This is a genomic window from Brevibacillus jepli, from assembly GCF_047229145.1.
GTDB lineage: Bacteria > Bacillota > Bacilli > Brevibacillales > Brevibacillaceae > Brevibacillus.
Genome location: NZ_JBFEFW010000002.1, coordinates 320,355 through 333,110 on the forward strand (window position 1 = coordinate 320,355; position 12,756 = coordinate 333,110).

Annotated in this window: 12 protein-coding genes; 2 read left to right on the forward strand and 10 right to left on the reverse strand. The window is 47.1% G+C overall.

The window, feature by feature from the left end:
• Positions 1-18: 18 nt before the first annotated feature.
• The 4 genes from AB1L17_RS03470 to cyoE form a co-directional block, all read right to left on the reverse strand.
• Entirely contained in the window at positions 19-1,959 is a 1,941-nt protein-coding gene (locus AB1L17_RS03470) for a TOMM precursor leader peptide-binding protein (RefSeq protein ID WP_412847405.1), read from the reverse strand.
• Positions 1,956-3,899 carry a putative thiazole-containing bacteriocin maturation protein gene (locus tag AB1L17_RS03475; RefSeq protein WP_412847406.1) on the reverse strand — a complete coding sequence of 648 codons (1,944 nt, stop codon included), beginning with the start codon at positions 3,897-3,899 and terminating at the stop codon, positions 1,956-1,958. Before AB1L17_RS03475 ends, AB1L17_RS03470 begins: the two co-directional genes overlap by 4 nt.
• Before the next feature lie 149 nt (positions 3,900-4,048).
• Positions 4,049-4,339, reverse strand: coding sequence for a heterocycloanthracin/sonorensin family bacteriocin (locus AB1L17_RS03480; RefSeq protein ID WP_412847407.1), 291 nt, complete (start codon positions 4,337-4,339; stop codon positions 4,049-4,051).
• A gap of 187 nt (positions 4,340-4,526) precedes the next feature.
• Entirely contained in the window at positions 4,527-5,444 is a 918-nt protein-coding gene (cyoE, locus tag AB1L17_RS03485) for a heme o synthase (protein ID WP_412847408.1), read from the reverse strand.
• Between the two features lie 179 nt (positions 5,445-5,623).
• On the opposite strand from cyoE, the gene AB1L17_RS03490 reads away from it, so the two are divergent.
• Positions 5,624-6,223, forward strand: coding sequence for a TetR/AcrR family transcriptional regulator (locus AB1L17_RS03490; RefSeq protein ID WP_412847409.1), 600 nt, complete (start codon positions 5,624-5,626; stop codon positions 6,221-6,223).
• 13 nt (positions 6,224-6,236) lie between these two features.
• On the opposite strand, the gene AB1L17_RS03495 is transcribed toward AB1L17_RS03490, so the two are convergent.
• The 4 genes from AB1L17_RS03495 to AB1L17_RS03510 form a co-directional block, all read right to left on the reverse strand.
• Entirely contained in the window at positions 6,237-7,433 is a 1,197-nt protein-coding gene (locus AB1L17_RS03495) for an MFS transporter (protein ID WP_412847410.1), read from the reverse strand.
• A 23-nt stretch (positions 7,434-7,456) separates the two neighbouring features.
• Positions 7,457-7,831 (reverse strand): hypothetical protein, encoded by a 375-nt coding sequence (locus AB1L17_RS03500; protein WP_412847411.1) that lies wholly within the window; start codon positions 7,829-7,831, stop codon positions 7,457-7,459.
• Between the two features lie 136 nt (positions 7,832-7,967).
• A complete protein-coding gene (locus AB1L17_RS03505) occupies positions 7,968-8,303 on the reverse strand; it encodes a hypothetical protein (protein WP_412847412.1) in 336 nt (111 codons plus the stop codon).
• Between the two features lie 17 nt (positions 8,304-8,320).
• Positions 8,321-9,265: a helix-turn-helix transcriptional regulator gene (locus AB1L17_RS03510; RefSeq protein ID WP_412847413.1), complete on the reverse strand. Its 945-nt coding sequence runs from the start codon at positions 9,263-9,265 to the stop codon at positions 8,321-8,323.
• A 108-nt stretch (positions 9,266-9,373) separates the two neighbouring features.
• Here AB1L17_RS03510 and AB1L17_RS03515 point away from each other — a divergent pair, with 108 nt between their 5' ends.
• Positions 9,374-10,189, forward strand: coding sequence for an alpha/beta fold hydrolase (locus AB1L17_RS03515; protein ID WP_412847414.1), 816 nt, complete (start codon positions 9,374-9,376; stop codon positions 10,187-10,189).
• A gap of 622 nt (positions 10,190-10,811) precedes the next feature.
• Here the strand turns inward: AB1L17_RS03515 and AB1L17_RS03520 are convergent.
• Together AB1L17_RS03520 and accC are read right to left on the reverse strand one after the other, a co-directional pair.
• A complete protein-coding gene (locus AB1L17_RS03520; protein WP_412847415.1) occupies positions 10,812-11,309 on the reverse strand; it encodes an SRPBCC family protein in 498 nt (165 codons plus the stop codon).
• Between the two features lie 94 nt (positions 11,310-11,403).
• Complete coding sequence (accC, locus tag AB1L17_RS03525) at positions 11,404-12,750, reverse strand: acetyl-CoA carboxylase biotin carboxylase subunit (RefSeq protein WP_412847416.1); 1,347 nt, start codon at positions 12,748-12,750, stop codon at positions 11,404-11,406.
• Positions 12,751-12,756 lie beyond the last annotated feature (6 nt).

Here is a 12,756-nt window from a genome sequence, read left to right on the forward strand (position 1 = left end):
CTCACTCCCACATGCATGTTATGGAAACGGATGTGGATATGGATTCAATTCTTCTACACGCAGTGGTTGCTTCGCGTAGCCCAGCTTTACAGGAACCTGCAATACTCGCTCCAGTCCGGTTACTCGCGTGAGATGATGGCCAAATGTCATCGGCAGCATGCCGGGAATCAAGACACGTACGCAGGATAATCCGTGGCGACTGACCTCTGGTGTCGTTTGATCCACCACAATGACATCGAGGTCTAGCTGCTGAAACACTTCGAGCAAATCCCGCAAATCGTCTGTTAAGTCATGATGCTTCCTTCTGGCCGGGAATTGTTCAGCGAATGAGACCATGGGGCGAGACTCATTCAGCAGGAAGGATAAGCGCTCCGCTGCTTCAGGCAAGCTATACAGCATGGCATGATCATCCATTTTTTTCACGAGGGACGAGTCGTTGAGCATGCGTAAATATTTTTCTCGATTCGCTTCGTATTTCTCGGTCAATGTCAGTAGCATAGCGGCTGTTTCGTAAATGGAGCTTTTTACAGCACGGATAGGATCGGGATGCGCTCCTGCTGCACAGACGAGGTGCAGTCCTTCCTTGCCGCGGTTTTTCGCAATCGTCCAGATACTCGGAATGCCGTTTTCCATCGTCGCATCGAACAAGTACAAATCATAATTCGTGACAGTTTGCATTCGGTCGATTAACAAAAGCAATTCGCGATCGTTGGCAGTAGCCGGATCGAGGCGTGGCAATGGCAATTGGGCATACCAGGTCAAGAGGAAAGCATCGCGCTCCACCACCTCCAAAATGCCGTAAAATATCGCCTCCTCCAGGCTGCCACCCAAGGCGCAACCATTAGAGGTCTCAAATACAACTCCCTCTCCGAATCCCATACTGTAGTAAGCCATTAGCTCTGGTACCAGAATCGGTCGTTCTTGCTTAAAGGAATAACCCCATACCCAGTTCATTTCTCGCGTGGCATCAAACGGTTGAAAAGGAAAATCAGGAAGGGCATACTGCTCTTCGGTATGAGTTCCTGCTGTCGTCGGGTCAAGTGCATGCGGTGCAAGATTTGCATAGCAATCACGAACCATCGTCCTCTTGCCACGCGGCATCAACCCACAATATCGTTCCATTCCCTCCAAAATTGCCGTTAACTCACTATCCGTATATGAGACTGACCTGCCCGCCGTACCCTCGTCATGAGAAAACAAAGGAAGATTGACGCTCACATCTGCAAAAACGGAGACAAGATCACGTACTTTCGCATTCAAAAATCCGGTACGGGAATCCAAATATTCAGACGTCAGTGCTTGTTGCAATTCTGCTATCGATTTTGTGCGGTAGTGATCAGGACTTCGCTTCATGTTAGGCTGCAACCGTATTCTTGCCCGCTCCTCTGAATCTTCCGGCAAATGCATACATATTGGACACAACGGATTCGGTAAAAAGAAGTGGCGCGTGCTTGTCAATGTTTGTAAATCTATGAATTGGATATGGTCTGATAGCTGCGCCTGCCTTCCTTCAACGATACGTTCAACCTCCGCGATTACGTGCTGTGCCACCTGCAGCAAGCCAGTTCGGGATGACCACGGATCTCGATGGATACCGCCTTTCTCTCTCAGCTTGTGTTGCACCTTCCACATCTCTTTGCGATCCCGTCCTGCCATCAAGCGCCGCATATCGGAACACTGTGAGCACCCTGTTTGACCTGGACGCACAAGTGGACCTACAACCGCTTCTCCAAATGAAACAAAGCCACGCAACCATGGAATATGGGTTTGGTGGAAATGCTTTTCTGCCTGCAGATGTACGGAAGGGTGATACGTATCGTGCAACAGCAGGGCCAAATCAAAATCGCCAGACACGGATTCTATATTCTCACTCCGCCACACGCGGTAATCTGTCATCAGACGTTCTGAAACCAGCTCTGCCAATATCCCATCCCCGATGACCATGATCTCCGCACTCATGGAAGCACCTCCCCAGAGAGCATCACAGCAAACACCCCGCCGAGGTCTTCCTCCAAAAAAGGCTCCATCGCCGCATTCATGATCAACAGCTTTTTATGGTGATGGGCTAGTACATCCACTGCTTGCTTCCAGACTTCCACTTCCGACTCTTCTATGCTAGTGGTGAGTGCCAGCTCCATTGTTTCACCCGTCAATGCAACAGATTGCGCTGACAGCACATATTTGGACAAATGCCTTGATTGATCCTGGACGCGATGCAAGGCGTACATCAATGCTTTACGCAAGGCATCTCGCTCTTGTAGTCCGACACTTCCATGCCAACCAGTGCGTGTTCCCACCCAATAAACCGGAAATCCGTACACGTCATGCCCCTTCGCAATCGTTGGTTTCTCACCTAATGTCGCGAAAGACCGTAAATAAAACTGGGACTGTTCATCAGCAATTGAGTCAGGATTCACAGGTCTAGCTGTTGGTTGTCGCCCATTCCTTTCTGCTACGTACGTGAGTGTCAAACAATGCCGTAACGCTCGGCATAAACCTTCTGCTGCCGTTTCTCCTGCTCCAATCCCAATGTTGCCCTCTATCTCAACTGGAACAGCCGTATTTTGTACAGTAAGGTGGTTCACCATTCTCCCCACATACATCTCAGCCCCAAGCAACCCTGCTTCTCTTCGTGACTCGTCATGGGTATAACCGGCGCATACGACAGTTGGCAACAGCTCAGCAGGACCATCTGCCACAGGATCAACTGCTGTCACCATACACTGAGTCAGCGGTAGCTGGGTAAGCTCTCCTTCATCCCAGCGGTGAAAAATTCCGGTATCAGAGGAGGTCCATGAAGGAAACAGAGACAATAGACTTTCTTTCTGTTCTGCCTCTTTGGATAACCGTGATTCAAGTTCTCTCTCATCCAATACAAACATGCTCAAATCTTCATTGAGCATCGGGTGAGGCAAGTATGACTGCCAACTTCCTTCTAACGTCTCCAGATTAAGCAAATAAATTTTGTTGGAGTCCTCCGCTTCATTAACACCTGAAATAGATTTGAACCATTCAAAAACAGCGATGTTCGCCAGCATGGCTGCAGCTGTCATGGAATATGGGTGTTGTTCGGGGTCCGCACATAGAGCTTGTCGATGCACACGACGCCAAGCCGATTCAAAGCAAGCCCCTGACTGTGGTTGAATCAGCGGCCCTACCATTCCTTTTTGCAAGACAAATAACGCCGGGACGAACACCTTCTCCCGCTCTCTGCACGCGGATTCGATTACACTAACTTCTTCCTTGTTTACGTTTGCTGACGCGTACAAAATACCAGTGAAAGGCTCGATGGCCTCTGACCACTCGGCATACCCCCACGACGCCAGCATAAGCTCATCCAGCTTTACGTGTGGGTCTTTCCTACGCGAATGTTCGATGATCGCCTCTAACCGCTCACGATTAGTCGAGGTCTCATCCGTTATTGCGTAAGAGAATTGAACGCATCCCGATTCCAGCAATGCATGGATGACAGAAAGGAGAAAGGAACCTGCTCCGATCACCAATACTTTTTCCGTTCGATATTTTTGAAACCGATATCCTCCCGATCCGCCTAACTGGTCCAAAAATTCAATCTGTGCTGCATACCTCGACATGACCTCAGGTGATAGGTCATGTGGTTGCTCTAGGCTCACATCCTGAAGGAATCCATTTTCCAAAAGAGTACCGGCCACCTGGAATATTTGCTGCTGGTATTCTTGTGGCAAATCGTCGGTCAATTGCTCCAGCGTATGCACCCCATTAAACATGGGCATTAACTGGTCTACCCATCGATCGATCATGTCACCCTTCATGCGGAAAGTTCCGATGTTATTGCGAAAATATACACTTCCGTCTGAATCGGGTACATATACCGTATCCCGCTTCACCTTTATGCGCATCGAAGGATTCAGCTTATCCATTCTCCTCCCCCTACCTTTGTGAAATGAGCCCATTTGCGACAAAACAATGTCACACCTATTTTATGTAGCACTCTTTGTCTCACATTCCAGCTGAAAAACAAAGCCCCTGCCAAGACAAACGATTGGCAGGGGCTTCATTTGAGTAGTGATTAATCTCGATTAATCGGGATAAAGCAGGGGAAGAAGCAAGTGCAGAAGCAGGAACAGCTACAGCTGCAAGAGCAGGAGCAAGAACAGGAGCAGCTACACGAGCAGGAGCAATTGCATCGACTACAACGACCACAGCCACATCTAAAACAACCACCGCACCTTCCACAACCACCACACCGGCTTCGAACTAGCGTCGCTTCATTCATTTTTTGTTTGTCCCAACGCTGTACTTTATCCGCTTTTATTTCAGATGCCTTTAATTTTTTTAGCTCGTTTTTAAACTCATCCATCTATTTTCACCTCCGACACTTCATGGGAACTACTCTAGATTTATGAAGTGGCGATGGGTATTCGTTCCTATCTCATGCGCCCATTTTTGCCAAAAGGCAAGAGAATCATCTATTGAACGGGTTTTTCTCAACAAAAAAGCTACCTTCGAGAAGAAGGCAGCTCGATTGATCCATGATCCATTCCCATTTACAGCTTAAAGATAATGCCCATCAGCGAGTAAATAATCACAGTCGAGAACAGCACCGTCATATGAATCAGGGAATAAATAAACATCGTTTTTGACCATTTCTGCGAATCCATTTTACGGTATCCAAAAACACTCAGAACAAGCCATAAAATATTCAAAAGCAGGGCCATCAATGTAAGACCAGCGCTTAACGACCAGAATAGAAAACTACTCGCAATTAATACAACCAAGTAAACATTCGTTTGAATGTAGGTTCGTCTCGCACCTTTGACAACCGGTAGCATAGGAACGTTGGCAGCCTTGTACTCATCATGCTTGCGAATCGCGATTGCATAAAAGTGAGGCATTTGCCAAATAACCATGATGATAAAAAGACCCAAAATAGCAGGATGCGTGATGTCTGGATGAATGGCTGCCCATCCGATCAACGGTGGCATTGCCCCAGAAATACTCCCTACCTCCGTATTGTAAATGGTCCTTCTTTTGGTCCACATGGTGTATGGCACCACATAGAAAAACAGTCCGAGAAAACCGATAAAAGCTGCCAATGGTGTCGCCATAGCAAGCGCCACTAAACCAAAAATCGTCATCCATGCAGCAAGCCATAAAACGGTCTTCGCTGATATTTCCCCTGTCACCGTAGGCCTGTTCTTCGTCCGCTCCATGACGGAATCGATATCTCGATCGTACACGTTGTTAAATGCTCCTGCTGCGCCCATGATTAAGATAGAGCCAATCGTAGCAAATAATATCTCTGGCAGCTTGTCAATCAAACTAAAATGATACGTATATAATGCCAATGTCAAGCCAGCAAACATCGGAATCAAATTTGATTTAATAATTCCCGTTTTAACCGTTTGCGCCAAAATCGTGGAAAAAGGCCGGTTCTGCGCTGTAACGCTTTCTTCCCTTTGCATTCGTAAACTTTCCCCTTTAACAAGATGATCTATTATATCGTACTCCAAAATAGCATGACATAGTAGACGGTTAATTCCTACAAAACTGCCATTTGTATCTTACATACCAAAAAGGATTTAAATACTATATGGAATGTTAATTCTACATGGTATGCTTGTCAAGAGAAGGAGGATGTTGAATGAACAGACGCAGATTAACCCAGGAAGAGCGCAAAAAGGAAACACGGCAATTGCTCATAGACTCAGCCACCGAGACCTTTGCTCAGTTAGGTTTTCACGGTGCTTCCGTTGATAAAATCGCGGAACATGCCGGATTTACCAAAGGAGCCGTTTATGCTCATTTTCATTCCAAAGAAGATCTCTTTCTCGCTATTTTGGAGCGTCAGATGCAATTACATGTGTCCAATATCCATCACGTAATTGATCACCAGCACTCATTATCGCATTTTATTGAAGCAATGAATGCTTATTTTATGTCCGTTCAGCAACAAAATCGAACGTGGAGCATGTTGAACATGGAGTTTTTGCTATATGCCATGCGCGAAGAGACAGTTCGCCAGCGCTGGTCTGACATGATTATGGAATCAGTGCAACATCTTTCCAAGGCCATACAGACAGTGCTTCCAAAGGATTGCGATTCTACTCTATCCGCGGAAGAAATGGCATGGACGATTCTTGCTTTAGAGAATGGGATGGCCATCTTTTATTACATTAGTGGCGACAGTGTACCCCTCTCTTTATACGGGAAAGCTCTGCAAAACATGATCTCTTCCACATAACGTTTGCCATATGTTAGACCGTTTCTGCCTGAACAGCTCGACTCTTCATCATTCGATTGACCCTCTCAGAACCAACTAGCATGAACACAATATAAAAGCCTGTAAAAAACGGTAAAATAGCAACCGTCGTCTCTGCAGCAAGCCAGCCTAGCATCGGAGGCAATAGTGTAGCACCGGTGTAAGCAACTGCCATCTGATAGCCTATCAGCTTTTGCGTTTGCGCTTTTCCAAATCGTTCAGGGGTAGCGTGCAGCATACAAGGATAAATCGGAGCGAAGCCAAGCCCAAGCAACAGAAATCCGATCAAGAAACAGAAGGTTGGTAATGGCAAAATAAGCAGCAAGGCTCCAGCCAAAGAAATGAGCAGCCCACTGCGAATCAGGACGCGATTGCTCACTTTGAAAGTAATAAAGCCAGTGATCAATCGCCCCACAGTAATGCCACCATAATACATGGCTACCCATTCCGCCGCCACTGCCGCAGGTAGTTGTTTCACATTTACCAAAAAACTGCTTCCCCATAATCCCACGGATGCTTCAGCCCCGCAATAGAAGAGAAAGGTCAGCAATGTCAGCTTGACCCCTTTCATTCGCAACGGATGTTCGCTATGACCACTTACCTGAGGTTCCTGTGTCTCTTTGACAGCATGACTCTGTATTTTCTCCATCCGTTTCCACAATGGGAGCGTTAACGCCAGCAATACGACTAACGAGAATTGTAGAAGAGAGACAGTCAAGTATCCATGACGCCATAAATCGTGATCTCGAATATAGCCCGACATAATAATGGGGCCAAGCGTAGCACCCACACCCCAGAAGCAGTGCAGCCAGCTCATATGATGTGCCTTATAATGCATGGCGACATAATGATTCAGCGCAGTATCTACAGAGCCAGCTCCCAGTCCCAGCGGCAATGCCAATACCATCAACCATAAAATCGAAGGGGCAAAAGAAAATCCGAGTAAGGCTGCCGCCGTCATCAAGCAGCTAATCAGCGTGATCTGTCCGGTTCCCAGTCGTTTTATTAGTGCACCGCTCATCAAGCTGGACACGATTGTACCAGATGCAATGACAAGGTTGATCACACCTGCTACACCAAATGCCGAACCGTATTCTGCCTGCATGACAGGCCAAGCTGCCCCCAGTAACGAATCCGGGAGACCCAAGCTGATAAACGACAAGTAAATCATCACCAAGAAAAATGTTGCCACTAAGCTTTGCCCCCTTCTCGTTTTTACACCTTCACCGTAAGTCTATTCAGTAATTTCTCTCCTTCTGTTTGAAACCGCCTGTTCTTTTCGAGAAACGCATTCACTTCATTTAATTGGGCAGGTCGGTAGCCCGGACCACCACAGCCACAGGAATGATAGGTAAACCCATGCTGAAAGAGAATTTCAACCTTTTTCCACTGCTTCACATCGGTTTGCTTCGGAGCCTTGAAATCATGCCCCATATCCTTCATTAGCTCCCCACATTGCGGACAGGCGTGCTTGATCTTGTTCCATTCTTCCTCCGTCAACTCAAACTTGGAGGTTTGCTTGAATACTTTTCGGCAAGCGAAACACGCGTAAATATCTTTGTACGGACCGTACATTCCATATCGACACATGATTTTCATCCTCTTTCTAAATAAGCTGCTAGTCACTTTATCAGTTGTAGCCATCTACCACGGCATGCACCAGAACAGACGAATCAAGCCCGCAATTGCCCAATCCATCCCGCACCTCTCCTCCCGCTCTTTCTTGTTATGTAACGCCCTTTTTGACGAGCGTGCTTCCGATTAAGTCAAAGCTCAAAGGCGCCCCCTTTATCTCAGACTGCCAGCCCTGCGTGATCGCCTCTTCGATGATGACAGCGACGTCTGCTGGCTTTACCGCCCTCATGTCCAACTGTTGCACGTGTGAAAACTCCGCCCAAAAATCATTCACATCTGATTTTACATACACGCGTATCAATTGTCCCATACCATCATTATGCTGAATCGTCAAAGCAAGTAGACCCTTCGCTGCTGGGCTGATGACCCAACGATATCGCTGTTCTCCTACCGTTATACCCCTCGTGCCTTTTTTCGGTAATGCCATAGCTGCCTCGCTCCCACTCAGTTAGAATAAACACTCATTAGTTCTGCCAAGTACGCTTTTATGCCATCCAAAATTTCTGGTGATCGCTGCACCGTTACTTCTTTCCCCAGTCCAATCATAAATTTCGCAAAAAACAATACGTCTTTGCTCACGACATTTCCTTCCAACCAGCCACTTCCATCCTGCCGTACATGTAGCATGGATGTAAGCCAAAGTTCAGCCTCACAAGCCTGAACCCCCTCTTTTGTCAGCTCCGCAAATAAGAAGACTGTGTCTTGGTCCTCAACCGTTTGGACCCATCTATTTTCCAGATGAACGTCACGAAGATCCATCGGCTTCGATGCTGAGTGTACGGCTGAATGGATACGGTCACAGCGAAACACGCGAAAATCTTTATGTTGATAGCAATAAGCTGGGCTGTACCAAAAACCGTTTTTCGTATAGATGCCAATCGGCTGTATTTCCCGATTCGACTGTTGTCCGCGCGATTCATAGCTGATGAGGAGTACTTTTTGTTGGATGGCAGCATCAAGGAGAGTAGATAAATACGGAGAGCCAGCTTGCCTCTTCGGTGTAACGAAGTCAACACGGTGCTTCATCTGATCGATTCGATCACGAATATCCGGCGGCATGAATTGATAAAATTTGCTCAAGGCCGATGAGGATTCCGTCTCAAACGGCAGAGATGAATGATGCCGAAGAGCATGAATCGCGAAAAAAATGGCGACCGCTTCCTCCTCCGTGAACGCAATGGGCGGCAATATTCTTTCCTTTAATACATGATAACCGCCATGCGGTCCCACTTCGGAGTACAATGGGACTCCTAACTCGCTCAGCTCTTGCAAGTCGCGTAAGATCGTTCTCCCTGAAACGCCAAATTCGTAGGCAAGCTCCTTCACAGTAAACTTGCGCTTACGGTTGACGGTCATCATCATTTCTAACAGTCTTTTTGATTTTGGCATGGTATAACTCCATCTTTTTATTGATGACAATTCCTGTCACTATTATCTGCTATTGTGAAGGAGAAGTCGAGTTGTACATGATGCGAGTAAATAAGGAGGAAATGCTATATGCTTCAACCACAAGAAAACGGTACGATTACCAGAAACTATTTCCAATCCGGTGCTGTAAAACTTTCTTACCTCGATTTTGGCGGGGACAGTCAGAGAGTTTTGCTCCTGCTGCATGGTCATATGAATGATGCAAGGACATTTACACAGTTCGCTTCCAGATTCACAGATTGGCGCGTAATTGGATTAGATCAGCGCGGTCATGGCTGGAGTGAGCATGCACCAGGTACAGATTATTCACGAGAAAGCTACATCAATGATATTCTTGCCTTCAGTAAGACCGTTCTGGATGGAGCTCCTGTTACGATCCTCGGGCATTCTTTAGGAGGCGTCAACGCGTATCAATTTGCTGCTCGTTATCCTGAGCTAGTGAACGCAGTCATCGTGGAAGATGTCGGGGTAGAAATTAAGGCAGATTTATCTTTTACAGAAAAACTCCCACATCGCTCCCCGTCTTTACAAGATCTAAGGAAATCACTCGAAGAAGTCGGCGTTCGTGCGGTCGATTATTTTTCGGAAAGCGTATTTGAGGATGAACATGGCTGGGGATTCCGTTCTGATTTAAAAGGCATGCCTATTTCTCAGCGAAACATTGACGGGGAATGGTGGAGCGACTGGCTAGCTTCTTCTTGTCCGATCTTACTGATGCATGGCAAAAAAAGCTTCGTATTGAATGAAGCTCAAGCCGAACGCATGGTGACCCAAAGGCCAAATACAAAGCTGGCAAGTTTTGCTGAGTGCGGGCATGATATCCATTCTACGGACCCTGACGGATATTATCGGGCTGTTAGAAGCTTTCTTGACGAGTTGCAATAATATCCTAACTGGGCTGGTTCGAATTTGGATCGACCGACATTCTGCTGTTGGAATCCAAACGAGCTAGAATGGGTGGTAGGCGTTGAAAAAGGCAAGCCTCTCTTGATGGAGCAGGCACTCGCGAAAAAGAAGTAAGAATAGCAAACGAAGAAGCATACACAGTCCAGGGCAAAATGCCTTGGGCTTGTTTTTCTTAGTAGTTGGGAGAAGAATATTTCCAGACTGGGCTCCAGGCTCCGTCCCTCGGGGAGGATTGGACTGCCCGCTCCGAAGGGATGGACTCCACAAGTCGCTACGTCTGGAAATATTCTTCTCTGTCGTAACTAAAATCGGTTAACACGGAAAGCTCGTAGAGGAAACAGGAGAAAAAACGAAGATCTTAGGGACACCGACCGAGACGTAATGCAAAAAGCGAAACACGCCTTTAAGCGTCCACCTCAGAAACACATCCTGAAAGGACCACTTTGGACGCGGTTTCGCTTTTTGCATGGAGTCGTGCAGTCAATCGCGCTGGGGGGGTGGACCTATAAGCTGAGCGTTTTCTCCTGTTTCCTCCCCACCACAACAGCCGGACAAAGTTTATATTTTTGTCTCTATCCCCTTTTTAAGTGCTTGCACGCTTTTATCCCTGATAGCTAATTTTTCCAGTTTCTACGAGTTCCTTCAGTCCCATGAACATGAGATTCCAGCCATGCTCAGTTCCATCGTGATACTCTTTCAACGCTTTATCGATATCGGCTTGCGTCCAATTTTCTTCATGCGGAACAACGATGTTTTGCGTAAAGGTCATTTCACAGCCTTGCTGCGTGTCTTTTAGCTCAACGATTAGGGTATCGGTTGATTCGCTAAATTGTGGCATTTGAAACGTAAACACGATTTTCCGAGGACGATCAATTTCTACATACTCTCCAATCGCGCGATAGTCTTTTCCTTCTCGATGATCAACAATTTCCCAGGTTCCTCCTACTTGAGGATTGTTTTGTGTTACTTTATTCGTCCGCTCCAAAGTAAAAAACCATTTCCTCATCATCTCTGGATTCAGCCAGGCATCAAATACTTTTTCAGGTGTGACATGAAAGCTTCTGGTCATTACTAATGGAATAGTCGAATGATCGTTCATCTGCATTACTCCTTTTCGGGTTATACGCTACTTGTTCTATTATTAAGAAAAACAAGCCACGTTAACCCCGCAGCTTGTTCAGTCATATCATTCCCTACAATTGTAACGTATTTTTCTCCAAGAAGTTCGTAGCGAAATTGCCTGCGACAAAATCGGGGTGCTCTAGGAGCTTCTCGTGGAATGGAACCGTCGTATGCACGCCCTCGATGACAAACTCACCTAATGCCCGCTTCATACGAGCCAATGCTTCGTTGCGATCCGTTCCCCAAACGATCAGCTTGGCGACCATCGAATCATAGAAGGGAGAGATTTCGTAGCCAGGATAAACCGCACTGTCCACGCGCACACCGTATCCGCCAGGCGGCAAGTAATTGATGACCTTCCCTGGTGATGGCATGAAGTTTTTCGCAGGGTTCTCCGCATTGATTCGGCATTCAATTGCCCATCCGTTGATTTTCACGTCTTCTTGTGAGAAGGATAACGGATTGCCTGCTGCGACAGATATTTGTTCTTTGATCAAATCGATCCCTGTGATCATTTCTGTCACGGGATGCTCCACCTGAATCCGTGTATTCATTTCCATGAAGTAAAATTGCCCGTGCTTGTCGAGCAAAAATTCTACAGTACCTGCTCCGTGGTAGGAGACCGCTTTGGCTGCTGCCACCGCAGCTTGCCCCATTTGCTCGCGCAGCGCTTGGTCCAACGCTGGGGATGGCGCTTCTTCTACCAGCTTTTGATGTCTTCGTTGGATAGAACAATCGCGCTCTCCCAAATAAACGGCATTGCCGTGCTTATCGCCCATGATTTGAATCTCCACATGACGCGGCTCTTCCACGTATTTTTCCAAGTACACGCCGGCGTTGCCGAATGCCGTCTCCGCTTCCTTCTGGGCTTGTCGAATCGCCTTGGACAGTTCATCGGCGTCAAAAGCGACACGCATGCCTCTGCCGCCGCCTCCAGCTGTTGCTTTTACAATGACAGGATAGCCGATATTCTTCGCCACCTGCAATGCCTCTTCGATGTCATCAATCAATCCGTCTGTGCCCGGAACCAATGGAACATTTGCTTGACTCATCGTCGCTTTTGCTACCGACTTGTCGCCCATTTTCGTGATGGCTTCGGGATCGGGACCGATAAAGGTAATCGAGCAATCCTGACAAAGCTGGGCAAACGAAGCGTTTTCCGCCAAGAACCCATATCCCGGATGGATAGCGTCGGCCTTTGTGTAAAGAGCCACTGTTATGATCCGTGCCATATTCAAGTAGCTGTCTTTCGAGGCAGTAGGCCCGATGCAATACGCTTCATCTGCCAATTCGACATGCAGTGCTTCCCGATCTGCCTCAGAAAAGACAGCAACTGTACGTATCCCTAACTCCTGACAAGCGCGAATAATGCGCACAGCAATTTCGCCGCGATTCGCAATCAATACTTTGGTAAACATAGGCGC

Coding starts and splice junctions, on each gene's coding strand:
- AB1L17_RS03500 (WP_412847411.1), bottom strand. CDS start 7,831: ATGTGTCGATATGGAATGTACGGTCCGTACAAAGATATTTACGCGTGT.
- AB1L17_RS03505 (WP_412847412.1), bottom strand. CDS start 8,303: ATGGCATTACCGAAAAAAGGCACGAGGGGTATAACGGTAGGAGAACAG.
- AB1L17_RS03510 (WP_412847413.1), bottom strand. CDS start 9,265: ATGCCAAAATCAAAAAGACTGTTAGAAATGATGATGACCGTCAACCGT.
- AB1L17_RS03490 (WP_412847409.1), top strand. CDS start 5,624: ATGAACAGACGCAGATTAACCCAGGAAGAGCGCAAAAAGGAAACACGG.
- cyoE (WP_412847408.1), bottom strand. CDS start 5,444: ATGCAAAGGGAAGAAAGCGTTACAGCGCAGAACCGGCCTTTTTCCACG.
- AB1L17_RS03515 (WP_412847414.1), top strand. CDS start 9,374: ATGCTTCAACCACAAGAAAACGGTACGATTACCAGAAACTATTTCCAA.
- AB1L17_RS03480 (WP_412847407.1), bottom strand. CDS start 4,339: ATGGATGAGTTTAAAAACGAGCTAAAAAAATTAAAGGCATCTGAAATA.
- AB1L17_RS03475 (WP_412847406.1), bottom strand. CDS start 3,899: ATGGATAAGCTGAATCCTTCGATGCGCATAAAGGTGAAGCGGGATACG.
- AB1L17_RS03520 (WP_412847415.1), bottom strand. CDS start 11,309: ATGAACGATCATTCGACTATTCCATTAGTAATGACCAGAAGCTTTCAT.
- accC (WP_412847416.1), bottom strand. CDS start 12,750: ATGTTTACCAAAGTATTGATTGCGAATCGCGGCGAAATTGCTGTGCGC.
- AB1L17_RS03470 (WP_412847405.1), bottom strand. CDS start 1,959: ATGAGTGCGGAGATCATGGTCATCGGGGATGGGATATTGGCAGAGCTG.